The 26,737-nt window shown below is 61.6% G+C and carries 34 protein-coding genes and 1 pseudogene; 6 read left to right on the forward strand and 29 right to left on the reverse strand.

Annotated features, from left to right (window positions below; genetic code table 11):
• Window positions 1–50: 50 nt before the first annotated feature.
• From C9F12_RS12590 to C9F12_RS22565, 5 genes are read right to left on the reverse strand one after another with little or no spacing between them, the layout of a single operon-like run.
• The gene (locus C9F12_RS12590; protein ID WP_108449093.1) at window positions 51–434 is read right to left on the reverse strand and encodes a hypothetical protein; all 384 of its coding nucleotides are present in this window, start codon (window positions 432–434) and stop codon (window positions 51–53) included.
• 13 nt (window positions 435–447) lie between these two features.
• Window positions 448–684 carry an ogr/Delta-like zinc finger family protein gene (locus C9F12_RS12595; protein ID WP_108449094.1) on the reverse strand — a complete coding sequence of 79 codons (237 nt, stop codon included), beginning with the start codon at window positions 682–684 and terminating at the stop codon, window positions 448–450.
• Window positions 681–869, reverse strand: coding sequence for a hypothetical protein (locus C9F12_RS12600; protein WP_108449095.1), 189 nt, complete (start codon window positions 867–869; stop codon window positions 681–683). The genes C9F12_RS12595 and C9F12_RS12600 overlap by 4 nt, the downstream gene beginning before the upstream one ends.
• A gap of 37 nt (window positions 870–906) precedes the next feature.
• Window positions 907–1,113 (reverse strand): hypothetical protein, encoded by a 207-nt coding sequence (locus C9F12_RS12605; RefSeq protein WP_045992874.1) that lies wholly within the window; start codon window positions 1,111–1,113, stop codon window positions 907–909.
• Between the two features lie 41 nt (window positions 1,114–1,154).
• The gene (locus C9F12_RS22565) at window positions 1,155–1,373 is read right to left on the reverse strand and encodes a hypothetical protein (RefSeq protein WP_162816471.1); all 219 of its coding nucleotides are present in this window, start codon (window positions 1,371–1,373) and stop codon (window positions 1,155–1,157) included.
• 86 nt (window positions 1,374–1,459) lie between these two features.
• Between C9F12_RS22565 and C9F12_RS12610 the strand changes: the two genes are divergently transcribed.
• From C9F12_RS12610 to C9F12_RS12620, 3 genes are all read left to right on the forward strand, one after another.
• On the forward strand, window positions 1,460–2,149 hold the full coding sequence (locus tag C9F12_RS12610) for a LexA family transcriptional regulator (RefSeq protein WP_108449096.1): 690 nt from the start codon (window positions 1,460–1,462) through the stop codon (window positions 2,147–2,149).
• A gap of 51 nt (window positions 2,150–2,200) precedes the next feature.
• Window positions 2,201–2,944 (forward strand): hypothetical protein, encoded by a 744-nt coding sequence (locus tag C9F12_RS22570; protein WP_162816472.1) that lies wholly within the window; start codon window positions 2,201–2,203, stop codon window positions 2,942–2,944.
• A gap of 368 nt (window positions 2,945–3,312) precedes the next feature.
• The gene (locus C9F12_RS12620) at window positions 3,313–4,755 is read left to right on the forward strand and encodes a P-loop NTPase fold protein (protein WP_108449098.1); all 1,443 of its coding nucleotides are present in this window, start codon (window positions 3,313–3,315) and stop codon (window positions 4,753–4,755) included.
• 172 nt (window positions 4,756–4,927) lie between these two features.
• Here C9F12_RS12620 and C9F12_RS12625 read toward each other — a convergent pair whose 3' ends face one another.
• Both C9F12_RS12625 and C9F12_RS12630 read right to left on the reverse strand, forming a co-directional pair.
• Window positions 4,928–5,986, reverse strand: a complete 1,059-nt coding sequence (locus C9F12_RS12625; RefSeq protein WP_108449099.1) for a contractile injection system protein, VgrG/Pvc8 family — start codon at window positions 5,984–5,986, stop codon at window positions 4,928–4,930.
• Window positions 5,983–6,432 (reverse strand): phage tail protein, encoded by a 450-nt coding sequence (locus C9F12_RS12630; protein WP_108449100.1) that lies wholly within the window; start codon window positions 6,430–6,432, stop codon window positions 5,983–5,985. The genes C9F12_RS12625 and C9F12_RS12630 overlap by 4 nt, the downstream gene beginning before the upstream one ends.
• 30 nt (window positions 6,433–6,462) lie before the next feature.
• On the opposite strand from C9F12_RS12630, the gene C9F12_RS22575 reads away from it, so the two are divergent.
• Window positions 6,463–6,870, forward strand: coding sequence for a hypothetical protein (locus C9F12_RS22575; protein WP_162816473.1), 408 nt, complete (start codon window positions 6,463–6,465; stop codon window positions 6,868–6,870).
• Here the strand turns inward: C9F12_RS22575 and C9F12_RS12635 are convergent.
• The 22 genes and pseudogenes from C9F12_RS12635 to C9F12_RS12740 form a co-directional block, all read right to left on the reverse strand.
• A complete protein-coding gene (locus C9F12_RS12635; protein WP_108449101.1) occupies window positions 6,851–9,592 on the reverse strand; it encodes a phage tail tape measure protein in 2,742 nt (913 codons plus the stop codon). The two genes, C9F12_RS22575 and C9F12_RS12635, sit on opposite strands and share 20 nt — an antisense overlap.
• A gap of 51 nt (window positions 9,593–9,643) precedes the next feature.
• Window positions 9,644–9,763: a GpE family phage tail protein gene (locus C9F12_RS12640; protein WP_108449102.1), complete on the reverse strand. Its 120-nt coding sequence runs from the start codon at window positions 9,761–9,763 to the stop codon at window positions 9,644–9,646.
• 26 nt (window positions 9,764–9,789) lie between these two features.
• On the reverse strand, window positions 9,790–10,110 hold the full coding sequence (locus tag C9F12_RS12645) for a phage tail assembly protein (RefSeq protein WP_045992863.1): 321 nt from the start codon (window positions 10,108–10,110) through the stop codon (window positions 9,790–9,792).
• Between the two features lie 59 nt (window positions 10,111–10,169).
• Window positions 10,170–10,679 carry a phage major tail tube protein gene (locus tag C9F12_RS12650; RefSeq protein ID WP_108449103.1) on the reverse strand — a complete coding sequence of 170 codons (510 nt, stop codon included), beginning with the start codon at window positions 10,677–10,679 and terminating at the stop codon, window positions 10,170–10,172.
• Window positions 10,680–10,717: 38 nt separating this feature from the next.
• Window positions 10,718–11,773 (reverse strand): annotated as a pseudogene (locus tag C9F12_RS12655) (phage tail sheath protein); the annotation flags it as partial.
• 635 nt (window positions 11,774–12,408) lie between these two features.
• Entirely contained in the window at window positions 12,409–12,972 is a 564-nt protein-coding gene (locus tag C9F12_RS12660) for a hypothetical protein (protein WP_108449104.1), read from the reverse strand.
• A 12-nt stretch (window positions 12,973–12,984) separates the two neighbouring features.
• Complete coding sequence (locus tag C9F12_RS12665) at window positions 12,985–14,532, reverse strand: phage tail protein (protein ID WP_108449105.1); 1,548 nt, start codon at window positions 14,530–14,532, stop codon at window positions 12,985–12,987.
• A gap of 24 nt (window positions 14,533–14,556) precedes the next feature.
• The gene (locus tag C9F12_RS12670; protein WP_108449106.1) at window positions 14,557–15,189 is read right to left on the reverse strand and encodes a phage tail protein I; all 633 of its coding nucleotides are present in this window, start codon (window positions 15,187–15,189) and stop codon (window positions 14,557–14,559) included.
• Entirely contained in the window at window positions 15,182–16,090 is a 909-nt protein-coding gene (locus tag C9F12_RS12675; RefSeq protein ID WP_108449107.1) for a baseplate J/gp47 family protein, read from the reverse strand. Before C9F12_RS12675 ends, C9F12_RS12670 begins: the two co-directional genes overlap by 8 nt.
• On the reverse strand, window positions 16,087–16,419 hold the full coding sequence (locus tag C9F12_RS12680; RefSeq protein WP_205254684.1) for a GPW/gp25 family protein: 333 nt from the start codon (window positions 16,417–16,419) through the stop codon (window positions 16,087–16,089). Before C9F12_RS12680 ends, C9F12_RS12675 begins: the two co-directional genes overlap by 4 nt.
• Window positions 16,416–16,970: a phage baseplate assembly protein V gene (locus C9F12_RS12685; protein ID WP_108449108.1), complete on the reverse strand. Its 555-nt coding sequence runs from the start codon at window positions 16,968–16,970 to the stop codon at window positions 16,416–16,418. Before C9F12_RS12685 ends, C9F12_RS12680 begins: the two co-directional genes overlap by 4 nt.
• An 86-nt stretch (window positions 16,971–17,056) precedes the next feature.
• On the reverse strand, window positions 17,057–17,515 hold the full coding sequence (locus tag C9F12_RS12690) for a phage virion morphogenesis protein (protein ID WP_108449161.1): 459 nt from the start codon (window positions 17,513–17,515) through the stop codon (window positions 17,057–17,059).
• 11 nt (window positions 17,516–17,526) lie between these two features.
• Complete coding sequence (locus C9F12_RS12695) at window positions 17,527–18,009, reverse strand: phage tail protein (protein WP_108449109.1); 483 nt, start codon at window positions 18,007–18,009, stop codon at window positions 17,527–17,529.
• A gap of 117 nt (window positions 18,010–18,126) precedes the next feature.
• Complete coding sequence (locus C9F12_RS12700) at window positions 18,127–18,498, reverse strand: hypothetical protein (protein ID WP_108449110.1); 372 nt, start codon at window positions 18,496–18,498, stop codon at window positions 18,127–18,129.
• Window positions 18,495–19,061: an N-acetylmuramoyl-L-alanine amidase gene (locus tag C9F12_RS12705; RefSeq protein ID WP_108449111.1), complete on the reverse strand. Its 567-nt coding sequence runs from the start codon at window positions 19,059–19,061 to the stop codon at window positions 18,495–18,497. Before C9F12_RS12705 ends, C9F12_RS12700 begins: the two co-directional genes overlap by 4 nt.
• Window positions 19,061–19,333: a phage holin family protein gene (locus C9F12_RS12710; RefSeq protein WP_045992855.1), complete on the reverse strand. Its 273-nt coding sequence runs from the start codon at window positions 19,331–19,333 to the stop codon at window positions 19,061–19,063. Before C9F12_RS12710 ends, C9F12_RS12705 begins: the two co-directional genes overlap by 1 nt.
• Window positions 19,330–19,674 (reverse strand): putative holin, encoded by a 345-nt coding sequence (locus C9F12_RS12715; protein ID WP_045992854.1) that lies wholly within the window; start codon window positions 19,672–19,674, stop codon window positions 19,330–19,332. The genes C9F12_RS12710 and C9F12_RS12715 overlap by 4 nt, the downstream gene beginning before the upstream one ends.
• 16 nt (window positions 19,675–19,690) lie before the next feature.
• Window positions 19,691–19,903 (reverse strand): tail protein X, encoded by a 213-nt coding sequence (locus C9F12_RS12720; RefSeq protein WP_108449112.1) that lies wholly within the window; start codon window positions 19,901–19,903, stop codon window positions 19,691–19,693.
• Window positions 19,903–20,373 carry a head completion/stabilization protein gene (locus C9F12_RS12725; RefSeq protein ID WP_108449113.1) on the reverse strand — a complete coding sequence of 157 codons (471 nt, stop codon included), beginning with the start codon at window positions 20,371–20,373 and terminating at the stop codon, window positions 19,903–19,905. Before C9F12_RS12725 ends, C9F12_RS12720 begins: the two co-directional genes overlap by 1 nt.
• Window positions 20,374–20,489: 116 nt before the next feature.
• Window positions 20,490–21,200 (reverse strand): phage terminase small subunit, encoded by a 711-nt coding sequence (gene gpM, locus C9F12_RS12730; protein ID WP_108449114.1) that lies wholly within the window; start codon window positions 21,198–21,200, stop codon window positions 20,490–20,492.
• Window positions 21,201–21,212: 12 nt separating this feature from the next.
• Window positions 21,213–22,229, reverse strand: coding sequence for a phage major capsid protein, P2 family (locus tag C9F12_RS12735; RefSeq protein ID WP_108449115.1), 1,017 nt, complete (start codon window positions 22,227–22,229; stop codon window positions 21,213–21,215).
• Between the two features lie 15 nt (window positions 22,230–22,244).
• Window positions 22,245–23,096 carry a GPO family capsid scaffolding protein gene (locus C9F12_RS12740; protein ID WP_240184247.1) on the reverse strand — a complete coding sequence of 284 codons (852 nt, stop codon included), beginning with the start codon at window positions 23,094–23,096 and terminating at the stop codon, window positions 22,245–22,247.
• A gap of 126 nt (window positions 23,097–23,222) precedes the next feature.
• Between C9F12_RS12740 and C9F12_RS12745 the strand changes: the two genes are divergently transcribed.
• Both C9F12_RS12745 and C9F12_RS12750 read left to right on the forward strand, forming a co-directional pair.
• On the forward strand, window positions 23,223–25,001 hold the full coding sequence (locus C9F12_RS12745) for a terminase family protein (protein ID WP_108449117.1): 1,779 nt from the start codon (window positions 23,223–23,225) through the stop codon (window positions 24,999–25,001).
• Complete coding sequence (locus tag C9F12_RS12750; RefSeq protein WP_108449118.1) at window positions 24,998–26,077, forward strand: phage portal protein; 1,080 nt, start codon at window positions 24,998–25,000, stop codon at window positions 26,075–26,077. The genes C9F12_RS12745 and C9F12_RS12750 overlap by 4 nt, the downstream gene beginning before the upstream one ends.
• Window positions 26,078–26,737 lie beyond the last annotated feature (660 nt).

Below are 26,737 nucleotides of genomic sequence, written 5' to 3' on the forward strand. Positions count from 1 at the left end.
AAAGCTGGGCGATAAAACGGTGGGCGAAAGCCCGACGCCGGTGGCGGCGACTACTGGTCGATCAGAACAGGGCGCTGTCGGTGGCGATCTATCACGCTGGTGCGCTGTTCCTGCCGGGCCTGTCTCAGGACTTGAAGCAGGTCGGTCACCGTCAGGGCGACGGGGGTACCATCACCCAGGCGCAGCACGACCAATTGCGACGTGGTGGCGTCCACATCGATACGCTCGCGCCGGTTGGTGGCCTCGAGGTCGGCGTAGGCCTGGAGGGCTGTCAGTTCGGCGTGCTCGACCGTCGTATCGGTGTTTGCCAGCAGGTAGTCGACGCAGTTGGCCAAGGCATCGCGGCGATTTAGCCAGCGATCGCGAAACAGCTGCGCGGCGGCGAGGTTGTGCGGATCCAGGTGAATACCACGCAGGGGCAGAACATTGGTCATCAGGATGTCCTCGTCAGTCTTTGATCTGTTCCAGTACCCAGCGCCGAAGACCGGGATCGATGGGTATGCAGACGTCTGGGTTGGGTTGTCGACTCGGTGCGGTGGTGGTGGCGAACTCAAGCTGCATCTTTCCGCCCCAGCCGCAGTCCAGGTTGGTGCACTGGGCGTACACCAGCACCAGGGCGGGAATCGGCCGCTTGCTTGTTCGTGTCGCTAGCCGAGAGCGGCAATGCGGGCAGGTGATCCTCACCGGCTATCTCCTTTCACTTCGTATATCGCTCTGCCCCGACCAGTGAGCCCCTGAGCGCCCCGGCGGATACGCCGACGCAGTAGCCACTCGGCGGCCTGTTCTCGGGTCTGCAGGTTCTGCTGGGCACAGACGGCATCGAGCACGGCTTTCATGTGTTGATCGAGCTCCATGGCTTGGTCCGGCATGGCGTACCTCGAATGCACGGTGGATGTAGCGCTTCATTCAGCCAGCGCGAGCGGCGACAGTGTCAGTGACGGTGGCAAGGTCGACGCCGAGGACTTCTCGGGCTTCCTTCATCATCATCTGGCGCATCACCTCGGCCTTGGGCAGACCCAGGTAGTTGGCCAGCGCCGTGATGACATCGGCCTCGTATTGATCGAGGTAGACCGTGGCCTTGTTGGTGCGAACGCGTTTCGGGTCCTGGTACATGGCGGAGTTCCTTTATGCGGCAAGTCAGGACAAGAGCAGGATCAGCAACGAGCCGCCTGCTCGGTGTCGGCTTCGTAGCGCTCGATACCGAGCAGAAGCAGCATGCGAGCGGTAGAGGAGAGCGAGCGCATTTCCAGCTCCGCGATGCCCTCGAGCTTGTGTCGCTCCCGATCGGTGACCATGGTCATCACCGAACGGTTGCATCCACGGGGCGAACGAGCCGCAACAGGGACCTGTTGCATGGTGTCAGTGCTGTTCATGGGTTAGGCTTCCTAAAGGTTGTCTAATACTGTAAAGCGATCATGGTTCACAAAAGTGAACCTGTCAATAATCGGGGTTCAAAAAAATGACCATTGGTGAGCGCCTGAAGGAAGAGCGCGAGCGTTTGGCGTTGAGCCAGACGGCCTTGGCGGCGATCGGCGGTGTAGGAAAAACCACGCAGATCAACTACGAGAAAGGGCTTCGTAACCCCGATTCTGCCTACCTGACAGCCGTTGCTGAGCAGGGGGTGGATCTTCTGTATGTACTGAAAGGGTCGCGTTCCGTGGACTCGTCATCTGGTGGTGAGGTGAACGCGTTTGATGGTGGTTCACATAACGACACCTTGTTGATGGGTGGGGAGTTGTGTCCCATCAACCTGTACGACATTGAGGCCGCTGCGGGGGATGGGCGCTCTTTGGAAGCGGAGGAGGTTGAGACCACCATCTACTTCCCTGGTGAACAGCTCGCTGCCCAGGGGCTGGACCCCGCCCATGTGGTGGGGGTCAAGGTTCGTGGTGACAGCATGGAGGACACGCTGGCCGATGGTGACTGGGTATTGGTAGATAGGAAGGATCGCCCCGACCGTCCGGAAGGGGTTTTTCTGCTGCTGGTGGAAGGTGAGCGCCGCATCAAGCGGGTGCAGCGCGTTGCCGGCGGTGCCTGGGTGTTAATCAGTGACAACAGTCATTACCAGGCGGAGATGATCCCGCCCGAGAAGCTCGGCAATGTCGCGGTATTGGGGCGTTGCGTGGTTAGGATCGGGCGGATTTCGTAAGAGACTTGCTTTAAAGCAAGCATTAAATCAAGGATGCAGGGAGTGGGACGTATGGAAGTCTTTGTTGTTCTTCCCGTTGTTGTTTTGGTCATGATATTCCTGGTCAGACGAACGAAGAAGAAGGCTGCCTCCATTGACCCTCCCAAGGCTCGCTTGGAGAGAGCGAAACTTGAAAACCATGACTCTGTCAAGCAAGCGATGCGCTCTCCAGAATGGAAGAAGCGTGCCAAGAAGGCTAGGGCCAAGGCCCGTCAGAATGAAGTCGAGAAAAACCCAGTCGTTTCCATATCGGCAAGTGCCGCTGGTCGCTCTACTCCTCCAAGACGTAGCAGCTCACGACCAGTGTTACAGTTCTGCTATCAGGATGCCTCTGGACAGGTTACCACTCGAGAAGTATCTAACTTTCGTGTGGATGGGGATTACATCAAAGGCTACTGCCATACTCGTGACGCCACGAGAACCTTTCGAAAAGATAACATTGTTGAATGGATTAGTGGTCGAGAGCTTCTCACTGGCTCTTGTCTGACGGCCTCACCAGTTTTCCGAGATAGATCCATTGGTAGCTTTGAAATAGCCTTTACAGGTTTCGGAGAAGTTGAAAGGAAGAACCTTGAAAGCATGGCTAGAGATTCGGGCATGGTCGTAAGAAAGAGTATTACCAAGAACCTCGAGTTTCTTTGTACTGGTCCGCGTCCCAGCGGTACCAAAGTCGATGAGGCCAGTACCAAAGGTTGCACCATTCTCAGCCAAGAGCAGTTTTTTTATCTGATTGAAACAGGCGAACTGCCAGGCTGACCACTATGCGAGTGAACTATCTTGGCCCGGCGATTCCGGGCCTTACCAATCCCTGCGTTTCTACCTTGGGTATTAAAGAGATATCGCCCCAGTGCTACCTGGTCGAGGTGTCGGATGAAGCCGGTGTCAATGGCGAGATAATCGAGGGTGACGTGCTGGTCGTTGATGAGTCTAGGCCTGTACAGCATGACGATCTTACTGTGGTCGATATCTAGGGACAATTGCGGATGTTTCGTAGTCATCGTATTGGTGGATCATGTCGCTTAATTCCTTTAAACGGTGGTCAGGGGGTTTTTGCAAAATCTTCGGAATGTCGTGGAGTAGTTGTGCATCATGTGGCTGTGTTTAGAGCATAGAGGAGATGAAATATGAGTGCTTGGGATGGGGATCTCCTGAACAGAAAACCTATTGCGGACTTCTTGACAAATTTCTTAGATGAGCAAGATGATGCACGGGTGTTGAATATTGACGCTCCTTGGGGAGAGGGTAAAACATATTTTACCACCGAGTGGAAAAGGTCTATTTGTGAAACTCGTGGAGCAGTTTATTTTAATGCTTGGGAGGTTGACTATTCAGGTGAGCCGTTTTTCGACTTGGTTGCAGCGATAAAAGAACAGTTGGTTAATCAGGCTCCTACATCAAAGAAAGTAAATGATGCTGCTGCTGAATTTTTGAGAAAGTCTGCTAAGGTAGCCCTTAAAGCCGGTCCCGAGGTAGGTAAGTTGATAGTTAAGGGATTGGTTAAAAAAGCACTCTCTACAGACCTTGATGAAATATCTGATAAGATAACAGAAGCTGGTTACACTGCCACAGAATCCGCAGTCACCCAGCTTCTCGAGGACTCGTCAAAAACATCAATGATGGTTGAGGAGTTTAAAAACGAGCTCACCAATCTAATTGCGGTGGTATCAAAGGAAAAAAACACTGATCGTAAAAGTGATGTTGCAATCCCTGTATATGTTTTTATTGATGAGCTTGACCGATGTAGGCCAACCTATGCAGTTGAGCTTTTAGAAAGAGTAAAGCATCTCTTTGATGTCGATAATTGCAAGTTTGTTGTAGCTACCGACACTTCTCAGCTTGTACATTCTATTAGGGCAGTATATGGTGTTGGATTTGATTCGCAACGGTATCTAAGAAGGTTTTTCGACGTCACATATCGGCTGAAAAATGATGATTTGGATGGTTGGGCAAAAATCTCATTAGAAAGCTTGGATGCGTCTGATTTTTTTGATTTGAGGCCAGTTCTTAAAGATAAGACTCGGGAAAGAGGGTACTCCTATATGTCAATGGGAGGAATGCCTCTAGTTGAGCCGCATAAAGACAGTATCTTGTCCGAAAATGGTGCAGTTGGAACGTTTCATGCGACATTTATAGCTATTTGTAAAACATTTCGTTTGTCGTTGAGAGATGTTCAGAAAGTTATGATTCACGTTAAGAGTTCTTTGGCTAACACTGCAGGGGATAAAGTTCACTTTTTCTTTTTGTTGTATTTGGCAGTATTGCGCTACCAAGACGCAGAGTTGTTTTTGGAGATGAAAAAGGGTTGGAGTTCGGAACTGGAAGATATCCTTAATAAAAGATATCCGCCATGTTATCTTTATTTTTCTTTTGAGAACCTTTCGGTTCATGACATAGCAAAGGTATATGTCGAAACATCAACTATTCCGAAAAAAGAGTTGAGAGAAAGATGGGATGCGCTTCCAGATAATAAAGTCGAATTTGTGGCTGATGTATATATGAATGCTTTAAATGGCAAAAGGCTATATTCTTATTTTGATGTTGCGGATCTGGCAAGTGACTTGCGTTAGGCTGTACAGAGCACTGTAATGGGCGGACCATCGGCGGCGCAGTGGAAAGAGAGCCGTCGTCAAAGCCATGGGCCTCTACCTTGGTGATCGCCTGAATGTGTTTACCTAACCTGCGTAGACTCATGCTTGGGGTGGCTTGGCCTGTTCGCCATGTGTTGAGGTATCTGGGGATTTACTGTTCAAGTTGGTCTATGGCGCCGTGAGCGCCAGAATTGCTTATTTCCATCTGCAATGAGCTTGTCAGGGCGCTATCGCTGAGGTCGTGCCGTACCTCGGTGATCAGCCAGGCGGTCTCTTCTATCTCTCGCTTCCAGTCTATCAGCCGCACCGGTGTTTCCGGGTAGAGGTCGGGTCGCCCTTCGGCCAAATCCAGGGTGAACTCGGCGCCGCCGCGCTCGAGCCGCTGCATCTCGCTCTGGGCGGCGGCGAGGGCGTCGTCGTCACTGGCGTAGGTGGGGCGCAGGCGCTTCAGGTTGTCGGTGTCGCCGGCGATGACTTCCTTACGCTCGGCGTGGACGGTGTCGTTCCAGTAGGCCAGTACGCCGGTGAAGGCGTTGCGGTCGGTGACCACGTAGCGGTGGCGGTCGCCAACCTGGCGGTACAGGTCGATGGGAGGAATCTCTGTGCCGCTGGCGGTGGTGGCCTGGCCGGCGGGGATGAACAGCAGGTTGCCGGCTTTCACGGTGGCGATGGCGTCGTAGCGCTCGGCGAGGCGGGTAAGGAAGTGCAGGTCGCTTTCCTCGGTCTGGTCGATGTGACCGACGCGGATCCCGCCGAGGACCTTACTGATCTTCGGCTCCAGGTCGTGTCGCTTGGCGATGGTAGTGATGATGTCGCGCAGTATCAGATTGTCCCAGCTCTGGCTGCGTTTGCCCGGCAGGCCCTGGCGCATGTCGGCGGAGCGGGCGCGGATGGTCATCAGGTCCGGGGCGCCGCTGTGCTCTACCTCGTCGACGATGTAGGTGCCCCGGTCGATCAGCGGCTCGCCTTTCCAGCCCATGGCCAGGTGCAGCTCCGCGCCACGCGGCGGCAGGGCGAGGCGCCCGTCGTGGTCGTTGAGGGTGATATCGAGCTGATCGGCCTCGAGTCCGCGGCGATCGGTGAGCGACAGGCGCTGCAGGCGTGCGTCCAGCTCCGGGCTGATCACCTGGCCCTGTAGCGTCAGACGGTAGTCCGGTGTCCGTGCAGGGCGCCCAGGCTGTAGTAGCGAAGAGCCGAGAAGTTGGATCATGCCAGGACCCCGTTGAGTCCGGTCACCAGCGCTCGGGAGAGCGCGTTGCTGGCCAGTTGGTCAGTTGCGTCTTCGTCGATACGTTGTAAGGTCAATTCGAAGTCGATCTTCTGGGCGGTGCCATCGCGGAAAAACGCGCTCTTGCGCTCGTTGAGGCTTTCGATCACGAACAGGCCGTAGACGTTGCCACTACCCTCGATCAGCGGCCAGGCGCCGCCGGCATTGGCCATCTGGCGTAGCTGGTCGAGGTTCTGCTGGCCACCGGTGAACTGAGGCAGCAGGGTGCCGGTGAGGGTGACGCTATCGCCGTCGGGCCCCAGAAACTGCCGGGAAGGCCGGCGCCCTACACGGCTTTGTGGCAAATGTCGCCAGCCTGATTGACGTTGTAGCTCCTGGTATGCCGCCGAAGATACGCCGAAGATAAAGAGTCCGTATGCCATCATCATGGAGGATTACCTATGTCAAAAAGAGCGGATATGTTCTTCGTTATTTTATTTTTTGTGCTCTCATTCATGGTTGCAACTGGTGTCTTATGGATGCTAAAAGAGGGTGGGTTGCATTATGAGTTTATTTCTCGTCTTCCAAGCTACAGTATCGACGGACTTCTCGTATTTCTTGGTATTGCGCTTGCAGCTAATTACAAAAGTGAAGCTGGAAAACTTTGTTTTTTCTACATGATTGTTGGCGTTGCTTTGATGATTGGTTGTCATCTTGTTCTGCACGGGCTGCCTGCCTACGACAAAGATGATCCAGCTATACGAAGTGTTTATGCGATATTTGGCAGCTTCTTTTACCTTGGGATCACCATCTCTCTGTCGACGGCATGCCTTGGTTTGTATCGGCGTGACACGAAGGAGCGAGATATTAGTCAAGATCATAAATAGCGCTCCTGTTCCGGGCGCCGGCCTCGCGCTTAGCCTCGTCCAGTGCTCGGCGGACTTCGCTTGCCACGTAGCGGGCCAGGGCCTGCTCATCCATGCCCGGTGCCGGCTGTACATTGATATTGATGCCTCCCTGGATGATCACGCCGCTGCCGGTACTGCCGGCTGAAAGCGGCGGCCGGGTGTCGATGGGGATATCAGCGGTGGCCACGGTTGGCAGCGTGGCCGCGCCCAGGGCCAGGCCGGCGCCGGCCTGACGCAGGCGCTGGCTGAAGGCGGTGACCCGAGACAACGGTGCCTGCTCGCTGCTCCGGATACCCTGGGCGAGCCCCGCCATCACATCGCCGCCGATGCTCTTGAACACTCGGGATGGTGAGTGGGTGTCGAGTTCATAGCGGGCGCGGTGCTCGGTGCCCCTGGCGGCGTCGCTGACGGCCTCCCAGGCGGATACGGCGCCATTTTTGATGCCTTCCCCGAGTCCTCGTGCAACGTCCAGTCCGGCGTCTCGCATGCGCCCCGGCAGGCTCTTCAAGTAGTCTATGGCGGCGGTCCACTTCTCCTCGAGCAGGCCCTTGAGGTCCCAGTCGCTGAGCATGGTGGCCACCGCCTCAATGGCGTTGCTGGGGGCGTCCTGAAACCACTGCCACAGTTCGGCGCCGCTGGCCCTGATGGCGTCCCAGTGCTGGAGGATCAGGCCGGGCAGTGTCCAGTTGGTGAAGCCGGCGATGATCAGGTCACGTGCGGAGGCAGCCGTCGCTTTCAGCCACTCCCAGAAGTCGCCGGCGGTGGCCTTGATGCCTTCCCAAAGTGCGGCGAACTTTGGGCCAAGGGTGCCCCAGTTCTGCCAGATCAACAGCGCGCCGGCGGCGATCAGGCCGATGGTGGCCAGGATAGGGTTGGCAATGGCGGCGGCTCCGAGCATGCGTAGGGCGCCGATCAGGGTGGGAATGGCGCGGGCCGCAAGGGCACCCAGCACACGGGTGAAGGCGCCGCCTTTCAGTCCCAGCATCTGCAGGCCGTAGCGGGTCAGTACCATGGGGCCGAGCAGGGCGCCCAGGGCAAGGGTCAGGGCACCACCCACGGCGACCAGGCCGGCGACAGCGGCAGCTGCGGTGGCGAGCTGGGCGGTCAGCTCGGGGTTGGCCTTCATCCAGTCGCCCACGGCCCGGGTGATGCGGGTGACGTTCTGGATCAGCTCTCGCAGCGGCCCCTCGTTGGTGTCGGTGAGGGTGATGCCGATCTCTTCCCAGGCGCTGTTGAGGCCCTGCAGGTCGCCTTTGATGTTGTCAGCCATGACCTTGGCGACCCGGGCGTTCTCGCCGGCGGCCTGTTCCAGGGTGGCCACGAATGCCTCGATGCCGGCAGCGCCTTGCTGGTTGATCAGCTCCGCCATGCCGGCGGCGGGTTCCTCGCCGAAGATGTCCTTGAGGTAGGCCAGCCGGTCAGCGCTGCCGAGTGTCTCGGTGGCCTTGGCCACGTCGGCGAGGATCTCGGGCACGTTGCGCAGGTTGCCCTCTGCGTCCTTGGCGTTGATGCCGAGTGTCGCTAAGGCGTCGGAGGCTGCGCCGGTGGGGGCCGACAGCCGCAGCATCATGGCGCGAAGCGTGGTGCCGGCCTGGCTGCCCTGGATGCCGACGTTGCCGAGCAGGCCGGCCATGGCGGCAGACTCTTCCAGCGACAGCCCCATCTCCCGCGCCACCGGCGCCACGTATTTCATCGACTCGCCCAGCATCTCCAGGTCGACGTTGGCCCGGGTGGTGGTGGCGGTGATGACATCCGCCAGGCGCGTCATCTCGGCGGGATCAAGCCCGAAGCCGGACAACAGGTTGGAACTGATATCCGCGGTGCGCCCAAGATCCGCGCCCTGGGCCTTGGCGAGATCCAGCATTGAGGGCATGGCGGCGATGATGGCGTCGGGATCGAAGCCCGCCATGCCAAGAAAGCCCTGGGCCTCGGCGGCCTGGGTGGCGCTAAAGGAGGTCGATGAACCGAGCATGCGGGCCTGGTCCTGGAGTGCCTGAAAGCGCGGATCAGTCTTGTCGAGGCGCGTCAGGGCCTGGACGCGGGACATGGCGGCGCCGTAGTCGACACCAGGAGCCAGTAGTCGGGCGCCCCCGTAGAGCGAAGCGCCACCGGTGGCCAGGCCGCCAGCACCGGTTCCCATCAGGCGACCGGCCCGGCCCATGCCCCGGTGGAACTGACGGGCCGCGTCGGCAGCCTGGCGTTGCTTGCGGGCGACTTCGCCCAGTTCCCGCTGTTGTCGCTGCAGTTGCTCGTTGGCGTCACGAATGCGCCGACTCAGCGCCTGCTGCTGGTCGCCCAGCTTGCCGGTCACGCCGTCGACGCGGGTCATGTGGGTGCGCAGGTACTGAAGCTGCTGTTGCTCCGCCTGATACTGCTCCTTGAGACGCTGGGCCTGGCGGATGGCCTGGGCACGGCGGCGGGTGAGGTCGCCGGTGGCGCTATCGGCCTGCTCGAGCTGGCGGGTCAGCTCCTGGACTTCACGCTGCTGGTCGGTGAGGGCGCGGGCGCTGTCCTCGCTCTGGCGCTTGAGGTCACGAAAACCGCGCAGCTCGCGTTGGGCGCGTTCCAACGTCTTGAGCTGATCGCGGCTGGCCTTGAGGGCCTCGGCGGTGGCGCCGCTGCCCTGGGTGATCTTCTTCAGCGGGCCGGTGGCCCGATCCACTGCGTCGAGGATGACTTGCAGCTTGAGGTCTCGGGCCATCGGTGTTCCTTGCGGTGTGGCGGTGCGGGTGGGTCAGGTGTTGGGGCTGGCTCAACCTTTCCTTGGCTCGACGCGGCGGCGGGCCTGTTCCCGCCAGGACATGAGCTCGGCCAGGCTCATGGTGTCCATCTCCGGCGGGCCCCAGTGGAACACCATGGCGAGGTCTGCCATGGCGTCGTCCACGCGCTCGGGCAGGGCTAGGCGCTCGCCTCGCGCGTCTTCCTCGGCACCAAAAAACCGGCCACGGTGCCCCCCAGCTGGACCAGGTCGGCGGGATCGAGGTCACGCACCTCGGCTTCGGTCAGCGCCGGTTCGGTGATGCGGGGCAGCACGGTGGTCAGGGCGGCGACCTGCATCTGCAGCAGGTCGGTGAGCGAGACGCCGCGCAGGGCGCCGGACTTGGGCTTGCGAACCTGGATCTCGGTGACGGTGGTCTTGCCGCGCGTGATCGGGGTGTCGAGCTCGACGGTCTCGGTGATCGGCTTGGGCAGTTCGGCGACGTTGGTGGTGTCGGTCATGGTGGGTCCTGTGGGTCTGAGTCAGGTGAAGGCCTACGCCGCCCAGGGGCGGCGCTGGGTTACAGGTTGAGGTTGGCGCGGCGCTGGGCGAGGCGGTCCTCGCCGCGCACGGTGAAGACGTAGCCGGGTACGTCGCGCTCGATGACGGTCTCGCCATCGATGACGAGCTTGTAGTAGGTGAGGGTGGTGGTGATCTCCCAGTCGGACTTGTCGCCTTTCTGGGCCTCGCCCATGGCGATGGTCTTGTGGCGGCCCCGGGCGACGATCTCGACCGGCACGGTTTCGCCGGTCTCGTCGCTCTCGTAGCTGCCGGTGAAGCGCAGCAGGGCGGCGTCATGCACCGGGGAGCCGAAGCTGTCGAACAGGCCATCGACGACCAGGCCACCGGTGGTCCATGTCATCGTCATGAGTTCCTGGCCCATGTCGACCTCGACCGGGCCATCCATCCCTCCGCCCTCGTACTCGATCATGCGGCGGGCGAGCTCGGGGATGGTGACGGTGGGCACCTGGCCCTGCCAGTTGTGGCCGTCGCCGAACAGGTTGTAGTCCTTGAGGATCTTGGGAAGCATGGATTTCTCCTAACTGGGCGTTTCGCTGAGCCCGGCGATCAGGCGGCGGCGACGCGGTCGGCGAAGTCGATCAGGTAGCGGTCGGTGATGCGCTGCTGGAACATCAGGTTCTCCAGCGGCGGCACCGGGGTGTAGTCGTAGTCGATGTAGAGCTTGCCGGCCTTGAGCACCTCGGGGGTGTTGATCTCCGGGTCGAACCAGGCGACGCCGTCGATCAGGTAGCCCAGGCGCTTCCACTCGCGGAACTTGGCGTTAATGCCCTCGATGATGTCCTTCACCAGGCTTGGGTGCATCGGCAGGTCCACGGCCCAGAGATGGGCCTCGGCGATGGTGTCGGCGATGATCTGGGCGGTACGGGTGTAGTTCTCGAAGGCGAATAGCGGATCCACCGAGCAGGTGCGAGAGCCCCAGAAGCGGTAGCCGCCGCGATTGATCAGGGTGGTGACCTCGTGGCTGTTCAGATAGCCGGCGTCGGTGGCCGGATCCTGCAGGTCCCAGAACACATCACGGCTGATGCCGGTGACACCATTGACCGGGATGTTCGAGAGCGTCTTGTGCCAGCCGAATTCGTTGTCCAGACGTGCGCGCATGCCCAGCGCCCGGGCCACGGCGGAGTGGTTGCGGGTGCTCTGGGTGGCGGTGTCCCAGCCGGTGAAATCGGGCCAGATCACCATCACCTCGCGGGCACCGAAGTTCTCCCGGTACATGGCCGCCTCTTCCTTGGTGGTGCAGCCGAAGGCGGAGGCGTAGACGAAGGCACGCAGCTTCTGGGCGACGCCGATCAGCTCGCTGACGACGTCGGCGTCGTCCAGCTCCGGTACGCCGAGCACGCGGGGCTTAACGCCAAAGCGTTGTTCGGCGGTGAGCAGGGCCTGCAGGCCGAGCTTCTTGCCGCTGGCGTCCACACCGCCGATGACGTTGCTCTTGGTCTCGGCGGCGTCACTGCCTTCCGCCACCCGCACGACCACCACCAGGGTCTTGGCCTGGCCCGCGATGGCGGCCAGGGAGCGGGCAAGGGTGCCTTCGGCGCCGGCCTTGCCCTGGGCCGCGAGGATGTCGGTGATCAGCACCGGTGTGTTGAGCGGGAAGGGCTCATCCTGGCCGCCGGTCAGGCTGGTGAAGGGCGTGGCGGATACGATGCCCGCGCCACTGGAGCCCTCGGCCTCGACAGCGGTCACCAGGGCGCTGGCGGAGGCCTCACCGTTGACTGCCGCGACCACCTCGCTGGCGGTGCTGGCCAGGTCGCCCTCGGTGTCGGTGGCGAGGCTGACGGTGATGTCGCTACCGGAGACGCTGACGGCCAGGGTGGCGGAGGCGGCGGCTGGGTCGAGGTAGCGCACGCGGATGGCGTTGCCGTCGGTGCCGGCACTGGCGGCGGTGTAGGTGATGCCGGTATTGGCAGCGGCAAAGTTGACGGTGGTGCTGGCGGCGACGCCGGGGGCGGCATCCGGCGCGGTGGCCACCAGGCCGATCACCGCTGTTGCAACGGTGCGAATCGGTCGGGTGCCCTCGTTGATCTCGACGACACGAATGCCGTGATGGTAGTCCTGGGCCATGGGTGAGGCTCCTGCGCAGGGAATATCGGGTCGATGCATGACGTGGTGTCATGCTGCGCGGGAGGGTGGAGGGGGCTCAACGAGCGGGCGTTGTGACAGGGGGAGGTCACAACGCCCGGTAGGGTTACAGTGGCAGGGCGCCCGTGGCATAGGCGATGGCGATCGGGATATTGCTACCAGTCGATGGCTTCCAAGGCATCGCGGTCCTCGGCTTCCAGGGCAGCCTTTACCTCTTCCTCGAGTCGTTGGCGTTTGCCGGTGGCCATGCCGCTGGCCTGAGTAAACGCATCCGCCTTGGCCAGGATTCGCCCCACCAACTCGGCCTTGTCCAGGGGTCGTTCGACCAGCATGGCGTCGATATAGGGCGTGGCTACGCTGTTGTCCGCCTGCCATTGGCGAGCCTCTCGCTCCTGCTTGTCGAAGGTCAGCGTCTCGGCCTGGGGGTAGTCGTTGAGGATCTGGCCCATCTGGGCCTGGTAGCCCGAGTTGATGCGGGAGAGGGCCTGGGTGGCGAGGTCGTTAATTGAGGCTGGAGGGATCGGCACCCAAGCTGGCTTGCCGTTTTCATCCGTACCTCGCAGGTAGCCATCTGGAGGCTCGCTTTCACCATAAACCTTCCATTCTTCTTTGGTGACTTTCACTGCATCTTTCGGCCAAAGTCCTGATGCGACGTATTCGTCGTAAAACCGTTCCGGGAAAAAGGTGTTGTGCGCCGCACTGTAGAATATTTCTGCCATGTTGCCTCCTGGTCAGTTGCCGATGGCCAACCACCTGAATGCGCGATTGTCTGCTGTATAGCCATCAATTAGCGTCATCTGTGCATTGAAGCCGGTACTTGTCGGCGTTCCCATTTGCACCTTCTCGCTGTTGCTTCTGTAGTTGGACACAGCGTCAAGGTTCGATGTGTCGAGTCCGCTGGATACCACTACAGATCGGCAAGCATTGGGGAAGGCGATCGGGAAGTTTGTGTCGACGTTGTAGCTACTTGAACCACTCAGGGCTCTACGGCTCCCCCACTGGACGATGACTCCACCCAACCATGATGGAAGGGCAATGTAGCCGTTGTTCGCCAAGGCGACCGAGAATCCCCACCGTAGTTTTTTGGGGGTGACGGCTGTTGTATCGTTGCTGCCCGCATCGACTTGTGATTGTGTGGCGACTTTGAGCATTCCGGATGCTGACTCCGTCGCTTGTTTAACCCATTGGCTCGCCCACGATTTAAGTTTTTCAGGCGATACAAAGGCTCCAACCACCGTGCCGGCATTCGTCTCATCTTGCGTTGCAGCTCTAACCATCCCCTGTTCAGTCTCACTAGCAGCGGGGTGTTCGCGGCTTTCGGCATGCTCGGTCAAGGCCGAAACATCCGCTTTGTTGTTGGGATTGAAATTTCCTGAATGATGAATTTCTCTCCAGCCCAATGGATATGGTGAATCGCCTGTCTCGCTGTATCTGGTGCCAACAAATACTGAGCCACTTCCTGCTGCATTGGAGTTCTCGATGATGAGAAACGTCTGTCCAGAGAGCGCGCTGAATCTTCCTGCATGTACGGTGTATGCAGCATCACCGGAACCTGGCGGCATACCGGCCGTACTTTGGGCGTGGCCGGCGCCGTAGGCGATATATGTTCCTGGCGCTATCCGCTCCAGTAGCGTGGTCAGCTTTTTGGGGAGAGCTCCGACACCAAACTGGCCGAACGCGGCATGCACCTTTTCCGGCGTCATCGCCCTGGCATCATCTGAGCCTGCCAATGCCTCCGCTTCGTTGGCGATCTCCAGCATCCCCTGGGCGGTCTCCGTCGCCGCCGGGTGATTCCGACTCTGCTCATGGGCCAGGCGCTGCTGATCCACGTACTCCCGCGTCGCCAGCACCACACTGGGATCCACTTTCAGCGTCACTGCTGCGGTGTCGCTGACTTCCATCACAACGCGGATGGTCTGGGTTCGGCTGGAGCCTTCGGCCAGTACCGGCTTGTAGGTCTCCGGCAGGTTGCCGATGGCGATCAGGTCGCCGGTGGCGTCGAATACCCCGACTTCGCGGATGGTCCAGCCGCCGACGTCCGGTGGCAGCACCTGCTCGATGACGATCCAGGTGGGGTTGTCGTCATCGGTGTGGACGGCGTTGATCGGTGCGCGGCGCACTTCATTGGCCAGAGCGGTGGCACTGGAGTCCGGGGTAACCGGGTTGCCGCCACCGTCGCCCACGGCCATCTGGGTGATCTGGATCTGGGTGCCGAGGGCCACGGCGTTGGCGATCTTGGCCTGACCGGTATCGGTGAGCAGGGTGTAGAACTGGGGCATAGGGCGGGCTCCTGATGTTCAGCCTTATAAGGGGAAGACGGTGGCGCTGTCGATGGTGTGGACGGCGGCGCCGACGAAGAAGGGACTGGTGGTCTCGACGTCGCCGGGGGTGAACGGGTAGACATCGGTCACGTCGCCGTCGTAGATGGCTGCGCCGACGTGGATGAGGCCACGGCTTTCGCCGGCGATATCCAGGCCGATGACGTGACGGGTCAGCGGCTTGGCGTCATCGATCAGCCGCTCAAGCTCCTGGTACATGCCATCGGTGATGCCGGTGTCGAGCACGCCAATACGCAGGGCGAAGGTGCCGGGGATTCCCTCGGGGCTGGTCTCCCACCACTCCACGACCTCGAGCAGGTAGCCCAGCGGTTCGACGACACGGCGAAGGGCCGAGATGGTGCCCTTCTTGCGGTGGACGTAGAACGCTTGGGCGATGACGCCGCGCTTGGTGGCCACAGACCAAGTCGGGTCCCAGCGATCAACGCTAAAAGCCCAGGCCAGGTAGGGCAGCAGGTGGGCGGGGCAGGTCTCGGGACGCCATAGGTCGCGCAGCGGTACCGGTACGCGCTGGATCTCGGCCAGTGCTTCGGCGGCGGCGCGCTCCAGGGCGGTGCCGTTGGCGGGTAGCAGGTGGCGGATACGCTCGGCGCTACTCATCGCTGCCCCCGATGATCACGCTGGTCCCGGTGCAGTGGGCGGCCTCGGTGACGTCGAGCACCACGTCGCTCGCCGGCGCGGTGAGTTCCACCCGCTGCACACCCTCGACGTGAAGAGCCGCGTGCAGCGCGGAACGGCGGATGTCGCGGCTTAGGCGGCGTTGTTCGCCGATGTAGCGAGCCAGGGCCGCTTCGGCGGCGGCCAGGATGGGCTCCTGCTCGGGGCCGGGGTAGACGTAGAGGGTGGCGTCGACGCTGTAGTCGACGATGGTGGCCGACTGCACCGTGAGGCGGTCACCCACGGGTCGGATGTCCTCGGCGGACAGGGCGGCGTCGACCAGGTCGATCAGTTCCTGACTGGCGGTGCCATCGCCCTCGGACGACAGCAGGGTGACGATGGCCACCGCCGGGCTCGGGCTGGTGGCCCTGGCATCCATCACCCGGCCATCGGCGGACAGAGCATGGAACTCGTAGGCGCCACGGGGCCCGGCGACGCTGAGCCCTTCATAGGCTCGCTGGGCGCGCAGGCGCAGTTGATCGTCGCTTTCCAGTACGGAGGCAACCGGTGGCGTGGCATTCGGATCACCAGGGCTGACCACCAGGCGCTCCACCTCGAAGTTGGCGGCGATCTGGTCGAGATCAGCGTCTCTTGCGTAGGCAAGCATCACGGCCTTGGCCGCCTCGTTGACCCGCTGTCGCCAGATCATCTCGCGGTAGGCGTTTTCCTCGAGCAATTTGGTCAGAGGCTCACTCTCGAGTGCCAGGGTGGCCTCTACCTCAGTGCGGCGCTCATCGCCAACCAGTTCGAGCAGGGCAGCGGTTCGCTCGGCCAGGATGGCCTCGAAGTCCAGCGCCTCGACGACCTGGGGGGCAGGGAGCTGGGACAGATCGATGGTGCTCATGCCAGCGGCACCTCCAGATTCACGGGCTCGCCTTCACGGGTCTGGGCCTCGAGGTCGAGCACGACCCGCCCGGGGCTGGTCGTGCTGACGCTGGTACGTACAGCCGTGACGCGCAGTCGCGGTTCCCAGCGCAGCAGCGCCATCACCGTGGCGGCGTAGACCTGGAGCAGGGTGGCATCGGTCAGCGGGCGGTCGATCATCTCGGGCAGCAGTGAGCCGTAGTCGCGCCGCATGACCCGAGAGCCCAGCGGGGTGGTCAGGATATCGGTGACGCTCTGGCGCAGATGGTCGAGATAGTCGAGCCGGCGCCCGGTGGTGGCGTCCATCATGTCGGCACTCCCGTGTTGCTGGGCCCAGACTCCACGCCACCATGGCGATGGCTGTCGCCGATGTCCTTGCCGTTGTGGGTCACGCCGTCCCCCGCGATGGTCACGCGTCCGTTGAGCGTCACGTCAGCGTTGATGGTCACGCCGCCGGGAGCCGTGATGGTGGCGCTGCCGGGTAGGTCGGCGTTCAGGTGGCGGTTGGTGTGGTCGTATTCCAGCACGGCACCGTCCGGCATCACGCGCCGCCACAGGCCGGGGTTGTCCGACGGCGCTGCGTGTCGTTGCGAGAAGACGCCGGTCAGCACCACGCCGGCGGACGGATCGCCGCCGGGGGAAAACAGCACCACCTGCTCGCCGGTGGTGGGCGGGTCCCAGTCTCGGGTGGTGCCGGCGCGGCTTTCGATCCAGGGCAGCCAGGCGGTGAGTAGCTCGCCGCTCTTCACCCGGACCCGGGCACGGGAATGATCCACCTCGGCGATAGTGCCGAAGCGGATCAGGTTGTGGATCAGGCGCAGCAGCTCGGCGGCACCATGGAGAGGGCGAGAGGGTGTCATGCGGGCATCGTTGCGCGCTGTGGTGGTGACTGCCATACCGGGGCGTTGTGAGCCGGACGAGTCACAACCTCGCTATGACCAAGCGGTCAGTGAGCACCGGTCAGATGGCGCAGCACGGTGTCCTGGATCAGCTCCCGATCTGCGTCGCTGAAGCCGATCAGGCGCCGCTGGGTGTAGGTCACGCGGGGGCCGTCGCGGTCCACGTTGGCGCGAAGCCCGTTCTGGTGAACCCGAGCAATACGGGCCACGCGGCCGACAAAGCCCACCTCTGCGGTGTCACCCTGGGCGCGGGCCTTGAGGTACTTGGTGGTGCGGATCTTGGCGAACATGGTGCGACGACGGATGGCACCCTGCTGGGCGCGTCGCTGTGGCTTGCGTGGCGCGTAAGGGGAGCCGTCGGGATTCTGCTGGGCCTTGATGCGCTCGCGCTGGGAACGTCTCAGCGCCTGGGCCACTCGGCGTGCCAGGGCGCGGCGCTCCTTCGAGCTGAGGTTGTCGAGCAGTGGAGTGACCCAGTCTTCCAGCGCCTGGAGGTCGTTGGTCATGCCGTTCGCCCTCAGTCCGATGACCACTCGGCGGCCATCTGGTAGTCCTGGTCGCCCGGTCCTTTGATGTTCATCTGCCAGGCGTCTGCCGGGCAGGGATCAATCGGGTATTCGGGCATGCGGTGCTCGACGTTGATATGACCCGCGTCGCAGTCCACCAGAGCCACCACCCGCTCGGTGAGCTGGACGGTCAAGGCCAGATCCCAGCGTTTGTTGTCGAGAATCTCGGCCTCGATGGTGACGGCCTCGTCAGGGTCGAGGTCCGGCTGGTAGCGGGACAGCCACTGGAGCAGGGGGATCATGACCGTATCGAGGGTGCCGCTGTAGTCGGTGATGACGAGCTGGGCGGGGACCCGGTATTCGTGGCTTAGGTGCTGGCCACGGTGAAAGGCGACCCTGCCATCCTGGATAAAGGTCAGCAGCTTGTCGGGGTTGCGCTGGAGCTCGGCGACGGCACCGAGCAGATGGTCGCGTAGCGATATCAGTTTCTCCACTCTGGCCTCTCATTGGTCTCACTCAACACATCAATCAGGCCGTTATGACGGGTGGCACAGCCGTGGTACTGATTGGCCCAGTCGCGCAGCGTTAACGCCACATCCCGGGCGGTGCCGTCAGTCAGCGGTGGCAGTGTCGTTGGGCATGGCGTCAGCAACGTCTGCTGCAGCGGGGGCGCGCCCGGCGGCGGCGTCGTTGAGCAACCGGACAAGGCGAGGCTCAAGGCAAACGCGCTGATAGATGGGCTTCTCGATTTCACGGATGATCCCTCGATCGATGATTCGCTCGTTGGCCTTGAGTTCGGCCAGCCTGGCCTCGACGGCACTGGCGATCTCGGACTCGCGCGCCATAGCGGCGGCGATGGACTGTTCGATGACGCGCTGGGCAGTGAGGCGCTGGCTGTCTTCAAACCAACCCCGGGCCAGCCAGCCGCTGGTGGCGGTGGTGGCCAGCATCAGGACAGCGGCGAGCAGACGGATCTGGGTCATGCCGAATATTCCAGGGCAGGGGCGCAGATCTCATTGATCAGAACGTCTCCCACTGCCTCGACGCAGCGACGGCGGTTGGCGATGTACTTGGCCAGATCGCGCTTGTTGCTCAGGAAGAACAGCTCGACGATGACGCCACCACCCTGACGGATGAAGGCCAGCCTGCTGTGCTGCCCGCTGGCTTCACCCTTGGCGCCGCGGTTGGCGATGCCCAGGGCATCAGCGATGGCGTGGCAGAGGGCATTGCCCAGCGGGTAGTGGTGGCCGGCACTGAGCGTCTCGACGCCGGTGGCGGCCTGGCTTGCGGCGGCATTGCAGTGAAATTCGACGGCCAGGTCGTGTGCCTTGGCGGCGCCTACCGCATCGCGAAGCGGCAGGTTCTTTCCATCTGTGCCGTCCTTGTCGACAATGACTCGCTCGCCGAGGTATTCGGCCAGTAGGTCGCGGAACTCGAGGACGATGTTGGCCTCGGTATGACCATTGCCTACTGCGCCAGGGTCGCTGTCGCTATGGCCGGCGGAGATGAATAGGCTCTTTTCCTGTAGGGCGGCGAACTGGCGCATCAGGACCTCCACGGAACACGAAACAGATGAGCGAGGTTGCCGCCAGTCATCAGCAGATGGGTGGCAGCGAGTGGTAGCAGGCACACAAGCCAGGCGCTGCCCGGCGATCCGGTGGCCAGAATTCGGGCGATGACGACGGTGCAGCCGGCGATGCAGGCCCAAGCGGCGACGCCGACGCCAGGGCGATAGCGTCGGCCACGCCGGCGATAGGTCAATAGGCGCAGGATGATCAACAAGGCGGCGATCAGCGTGATGATCCCGGTGATGGTCATTTCCTCCCTCCCAGCCAGGCCTTGAGATCAAGGGTTTTGACTCCCTCGATAGCTCGCAGCCCGGCAGTCACGGTGACGGCGGCGGCGATGAAGGCTGAGACAGCGCTGTGCTCAAGCATGTCGCCGAGCAAGGCCGGCCCCCCCAGGTAGCCGATGGCGAAAGAGATCAGCAGATAGGCGAAGCGCTCGAACAGCCCCAGTTCCTTGGCGCTGATCACGAATAGCGTGGCGCCGCAGAAGGCACCGATGACGGCATTGGCGTCGACGCCGGGTAACCAGCCGATCAGGGCGGCAAGTCCTGTAGCGGTGGCGACGGCGGTGGCAGTGCTTGGTTCGGCCATGGGTTCCTCGTGAGTGTCAGCGCCAGAGTTGCAGGGTGTCGGCGTGAAGGGGGGCGGCCTGTCGTTCATCGGGCAGGGTGACCAGCAGGCCCTGGGGCAGCAGGGGGCCGAGTTCCGCCAGACTCGGATTTAGCTCCAGGGCCTGCTCGGTGACGCTGCCGGTGCGTCCAAGTACGCGATAACACAAGCTGTCCAGCGTCTCGTCCTGTTGGGTGCGGACCTTGGGCATCAGATCAGCTCCACCGTGGTATGCGCCTTGCCGAGGATCTCGCTGACCGCCCAGCGCGCATCGCGGCGGTAGTCGTCGGCGGCCAGGTCCTTGCCCTCGCCGCGCTCGTCGCCATCTCCGGTGGCGCTGTGGTCGCGGTAGCGCTCCATCAGTGAGGCCGTGGCGGTGGCGTAGACCGCCCGGCGGTAGAGCAGGGCGTAGCTGTTCGGTGGCATCCAGTCGGGTGCTTCGACGTCATCAATGGTGGTGCTGCCACTGGCCTGGCGATCCTGCTGCCAGTTCGCCAACTGGCGATTGATGTCGGCCATGGCTACGCGCAGCGCCATGTCCACCCGGGCATCGGTGATGCTGCCGTCGACCCGCTCGGCCGCGCGGTAGTCCTGGGCGTCGAGTGCCGGCCAGAAGCCGTTGTTCTCGATGGACTCCGCCGGCGCTTCGCTGGTCGGGACGTTGTAGGCGATCAGTGACATGGCGAGTGTTCTCAAATGCCGTTGAAGGAGGGGGTGAGCCGGGCTGCGAGCGGGGCGGCTTTCGGCCTGCTCTCACCCGGCGCCCCCTGACGTCGGCGTGCGACTCGGTAGCGGCGTCAGGCCCCGTTCTGGGGAGAGCCCTGACCGCCTGCGTTCTGTTGCTTGGTGTTTTCTTGCTGAATCTGGCGCTCAATGCGCTCAAGGTCCTTCTTCACTCCAACCTTGTCGTTCAGTGCCAGGGCGCGCTCTAGGCTGGACTGCGCCTCGACCAGCTGGCCTGCGGTGCGCTGGGTGTAGCCCAGGGCCTTGAACAGCTTGGCGCGCACCTGGTCATGCATGTCTGCCTGGCGGGTCAGGAGCTCGACGTCGATCAGTTGCTTGAGCAGGTCCAGGGTGTCGATGCCTTCCTCGTCGAGGCGCTTGAGAGCCTGGTCGGCGACTTCCTCGGCGATGATGGCGGCGGTGGAGCGCTCGAACTGATCGGGGGGATTGAGGCCGTGGGCCAGGGCGTAGCGGGCGATGGCCACGGCACCGGCGATGTCTCCGGCGTCGATACGCCACAGCATGACGCGCATCAGTACGTCGTCCTGGGCGCCCTGGCCGGCCTCGAGTACGCCGGTGACGTAGTCGGCGTACTTGGGCAGGACCTCGCGCTTGATCTCGGCCTTGCGCTCCATGGACTGGGTCGACTTGAGCCGGCGGTAGTCCTCGAACAGGGCGGCCTGCATCAGTTCGTAGGCGTCACCTTGCATCGGCGTCTCGCCGGCTGTCTCCGCCGCGAGTGCGGCGGAGACCCGTTGGTAGTGGCGGCGGGCGGGGCTGGTCATCGTGACTCCTTATCAGGCGCTGAAGTCGCCCAGCTCGATGTTCTCGATCAGGCAGCCGGCGCCGAAGTCCTCCACCACGTAGGCGTCGTTGGAGCTCTCGTAGTTCTCGATGCGGTTGCGCTTGGGGTTCTCGCTGACGTAGCGGCGGCGGGCGCCGTTCTGCCAATAGATCGAGAGGTTATCCAGGGTGGTGACCAGGATGGCGTTGTCGGGAAAGAACGGCACCTGGAGGCCCTGCTGTCCGCCGATACGCTTCTGGCTGATGATCACGTCCATGGCCTGCTGTTCGGTGGGTGGCTGGGTCTGGTTGATCAGCGGGAAGTACTTGTCGGCCATCAGCTTGCGCCCGACGATCGCGACCAGGTCGGTGGCGTTGCGGAACCAAGGATCGATCAGCTCGTTGACCGCGTCGTAGACGACAGCATCGAGGTTCTCGTAGTCGCCACTCTTACCTACCTTGAGGGTCCCGGCAGTAGCGCCCTCTTTGAGTACCTGGGCCGGGGCCTGGGTACGGTAGTGCTGGAGCCAGCCGATGTTGACGTCCTGCAGCATCGGGTTGGTGGCGGCGTTGGTCTGAGCGGCGGCGGAGGTGCCATTGAAGCCGATCATGATCCGGTCCAGCGCCTGCTGGCGGACGATGGCGTCGCGCACCAGCTCCTGGAAGTTCGGGAACTTGGCCCAGGCGTCGAGCTTGCCGTAGCCGAGGTGGGTGTCGAACTCGGTAAGGCGGCACTCGTAGCCTTGGGAATCCAGCGTCGAGAGGTCGCGGGTCTCGCGATCCTTCTGGCTGACATCGGTGCGTGCGGCGATCGGGCCGGAGACGCCGAGGGCGAGTTTCTCCCCCTTCAATTCGTCGACGCCGATCATGTTGATGCGGCCCAGGAAGTCACTGGACTCCTGGATACGCTTCTCCAGGCGCTGTTGGACGCTGGGGTCGACGGCGAACTTCTGACTGGCCGCTTGTACGCCATTGAGTTTCGCCACCTGGGCGGTGAAACGGTTGAAAAGGTTGCGGGTATCGTTGCGCATGAGCGGGTCGGTTCCTTAGCAGTCGGTGACGATGCCGCCGTCGTTGCCGGTGGCGCGTGAACGGTGGTGTTGCGGTGAGGGGGCGTTGTCGAGCTGGGTGTAGAGCTCGTCGAAGCGACGTTTGAGGTCGTCGTGGGCGGTCTTCAGCTCGTTGAAGGCGTCGGTGGAAGGACGTGCTTCAAGCTCGGATTCCAGCGCCTCATGACGCTTCACGAACAGCTCGAAGGTCTGCTCCAGGTCCTTGCTGAAGGCGTCGAACCCGGCCTGTGTTCTGGCGGTGCTCTTGGCGTCGTGCTTCTTGAACAGCGCGGTGATGCGCTCGGTCAGGCTGGGGCCTTTGTCGGGCTCCGGCAGCGCGTCGGAGAAGTCCAGCTCGACCTCCACGGCGGCGGTGAACAGGTTTTCGGGACGTTGCTTGCGCGCCGCCAACGGGGAGGCGCTGCCCTGTTTGGCGCTGAACTGCAGCATCTCGGTACCGAGGCTAGCGGGGCTGTCGGTAACGGCCAGGCCGACGAAATAGGCTTCACCACTGCCGGCGAAGTCGGGGTCGACCTCGATGCTGGTGTAGACCTTCTGTCGTTCGCCGTTGATCTGCTTGAGCTTGTCGGTAGGGTCGATATCCGCGAACAGGCCCAGCTTGCCGTCCTCGACCTCTTCGGCCTTCAGGGCCTTGATGTCGCCCAGGGCGGGGAAGGGGCCGTCATGGAACATGCCGCGCATGTGTTCCATCCACACACGGGCACCGTACTTCTTGGGGTCGTAATTGCCGGCCATCTGCGTGATCCAGTCACGCGAGATGATCCGGCCGTCGGTGGTGGCGCCTTCGGTGGCGACGCGGAAGAAGGGCATGGGGTGTCCTCGGTTCATGGGCTCTCGATGCTGCCGTCAGGTTCCGCCCCGTCCCCAATAGCCTCAACCATTTGCCGTTGTGACCAGGCGCTGTCACAACGCTGGCCAGGTAACGCTGAGCGATGGCGCGGGTAGGCTGGCGGCATGACTCCCACGACCGATATCAACGACGACGGCGGCCGCCTGAGCGCCCGGCACCTCTACTGGACGGGGTGGCGCATTGCGCGCATCGCCGAGTTTCTCGACCTGCCTCGGGCCACCATCGATAGCTGGAAAAAGCGCGACGCCTGGGACGACGCCACACCGACGCAACGGATCGAGGGCGCGCTTGAGGCACGCATGATCCAGTTGATCTGGAAGGACCAGAAAGAGGGCAAGGACTTCAAGGAGCTGGACTTGCTGGGCAGGCAGGTCGAGCGGCTGGCCCGGGTGCACAAGTACCAGGGCAGCGGCAAGGAGAGCGATCTCAATCCCAACATCGAACGGCGCAACGCCGGGCCGAAGCGCAAGCCCAAGACCAACGATGTCGGTGACGAGGGCGTAATCCAGATCGTCGAGGCCTTCGAGGCCTCGCTATTCGATTACCAGCGCACCTGGTACCGGGCCGGCCAGCATGAGCGGATCCGCAACCTGCTCAAGAGCCGCCAGATCGGCGCGACCTGGTATTTCGCCCGGGAGGCCATCGCCGATGCCCTGGAGACCGGCAAGAACAAGATCTTCATGTCGGCGAGCAAGGCCCAGGCCCACATCTTCAAGCACTACATCGTGCAGTTCGTGAAGGAAGTCTCAGGCGTTGAGCTCAAGGGCGACCCGATCATCCTCGCCAATGGTGCCGAGCTGCACTTCCTGGGCACCAACGCCAAGACGGCCCAGGGCTACCACGGCGACACCTACCTGGATGAGTACTTCTGGATCCATGGCTTCGAGACCTTCCGCAAGGTGACCAGCGGGATGGCGATGCACAAGAAGTGGCGCCAGACCTACTTCTCGACGCCCTCAAGCGTGGCCCATGAGGCCTACCCGTTCTGGACAGGCGAGCGCTTCAACAAGCGGCGCAAGAAGGCCGACCGGGTGAAGATCGATACTGGCCACGCGGCGCTCAAGGACGGCGCCCGCGGGCCGGATGGCCAGTGGCGCCAGATCGTCACGATCGAGGACGCCATCGCCGGCGGCTGTGACCTTTTCGACATCGACCAGCTGCGCCTCGAGTACAGCGATGATGAGTTCGCCAACCTGCTGATGTGCGAGTTCGTCGACGATACCCAGTCGGCCTTCCCGCTGGCGATGATTCAACGCTGCATGGTCGATAGCTGGGACGTCTGGCAGGACATCAAGCCATTTGCGCCACGTCCCTACGGCGAGCATCCGGTGTGGATCGGCTATGACCCCGCCGGCGATGGTGAGGAGGGCGATGGCGCGGGGTTGGTAGTGGTAGCGCCGCCACGCTCGATGAACGGCAAGCACCGGATCCTCGAGAAGCACCGCATCAAGGGCAGTGACTACGAGGCCCAGGCCGAATTCATCCGCGGCGTGACTCGCCGCTACAACGTGACCTTCATCGGCATCGACACCTCGGGACTTGGCGAGGCCGTCGCCCAGCTGGTGGCCAAGTTCTTCCCCACGGTCACCCGCTACCGCTACACCCCCGAGATCAAGGCGCGCCTGGTCATGCAGGCCCAGCAGATCATCAACAAGGGACGGCTCGAATTCGACGCCGGCTCGATGGATCTCGTTCAGTCCTTTATGGCGATTCGGCGTGGACTCACCGCGTCGGGGCGTCAGATCACCTACAGCGCAGGGCGCAACAACCTGACCGGCCATGCCGACCTGGCCTGGGCGACCATGCACGCCCTGCACAACGAACCCCTGGACGGGCCGGCGGAGCACGGCACCGGACGATCAATGATGGAGCTGTTTGGATGAGCGAGCCGCTTGCAGAGAAACCCCGGGTGCGTGTGCCGGCCTACCGCGCCTACGACGGTGGCGACAAGGCCACTACGCCGGCGAAGGCCGAGGCCTTCAGCTTCGGTGAACCGGTACCGGTGACCGATGGCTATGACTTCTTCTACTCCGGGTGCTGGATGCTCGGCAGCGAGTGGTACGAGCCTCCGGTGGACTTCCCGGCGCTGGCCCAGACCTATCGCGCCACCGCCCATCACGGTAGTGCCATCCAGGTGAAGCGCAACATTCTGGTGCGTTCCTTCGTGCCACACCCGTTGCTGAGCCGGCAGGCCTTCAGCGCGCTGGCCACCGACTATCTGGTGTTTGGCAACTGCTACCTCGAGCAGGTCCGCGGGCGCCTCGGCAAGCTGCTGCAGCTGCGCCCGGCCCGGGCCAAGTACGTTCGACGTGGGGCCGATCTCGACCGCTACTTCTGGGTGCCCAACTGGGCTGATCGCAGCGAGTTCGCCCCGGGCAGCCTGATCCACATCCTGGAGCCGGATATTAATCAGGAGGTCTACGGGGTACCGGACTACCTGGGAGCCCTACAGTCGATCTACCTCAACGAGAACGCCACCTTGTTTCGGCGCAAGTACTACCTCAACGGCAGCCATGCCGGCTTCATCATGTACGTCTCGGACGCGGCCCAGAACCAGAACGATATCGACGATATGCGCAGCGCCCTGAAAGAGAGCAAGGGCGTGGGCAACTTCCGCAACCTGTTCCTCTACAGCCCCAACGGCAAGAAAGACGGTATCCAGATCATCCCGATCTCGGAGGTAGCCGCTAAGGACGAGTTCGCCTCGATCAAGAACATCACCCGTGATGACCAGCTCGCCGGCCACCGAATCCCGCCGCAGCTGATGGGCATCATCCCCAACAACACCGGTGGCTTCGGCGACATCGAGAAGGCGGCTCGCGTCTTCGTCGCCAACGAGCTCGAGCCGCTGCAAGCCACCCTCAGCGAGATCAACGACTACCTGGGCGAGGAGGTCGTCAAGTTTCGGCCCTACTCATTGGACGAGGGAGAGGCTGCAGGGCTTGATCCAGCCCGCTGACAGCTTTTTTAAGCAGCTACCTAGCCGCCCGGACGGGCGGCTATTGAGATGGTTTACATCTACCTTGTGCAAAGTCAGGTCTACTTTCTGAGGTCCTTCCTCATGATATAAATTACAGGTTTTAGCAAAAAGTAAATGCTAAAAATGGATATGGATAATATTGCCAAAGGTTCAATGAAGGGGAAGAAAGTAACTCCGTAATATTCATAGTTATTTCTAAATATTAGGATCGGGTTTTTAGGGCTCATGCAGTTTTCTAGTTTCGTGCACCCGTCCCAAAAGTATCTTGTTAGATGGATTATAGTGATCCCCGGGAAGATAAAAAAAAGAAAAAAGAATAAGTACTGATGGCTTTTTGATATGGAGTGTGAGAAATCAAGGTTGGAGTTGAAGGCGGAAGGGAGAGATTCCGCTATGGAATATGGTGGTATGGAACTTCTAATATAAAATATTGTGATTTTTTGAAGGGAATATATTAGCGGTAGAGTTATTACTATTACAAGCAAGGCAGTGGCGTGCGGGCTAAAATCTTTGAAATCGAATCCCGGCAAAGAAAGCTTCCAGCTTTGGACCCTAGAGTAGCCGTTGAAAGATAGGTAGAGAAGGAAAAGACCTGTCGTTGTCCACCACTTGTTTACTGTTTCTCTCATTCCGTGGTTC

It is taken from the genome of Halomonas sp. BN3-1 (assembly GCF_003056325.1).
Taxonomy (GTDB): domain Bacteria; phylum Pseudomonadota; class Gammaproteobacteria; order Pseudomonadales; family Halomonadaceae; genus Halomonas; species Halomonas litopenaei.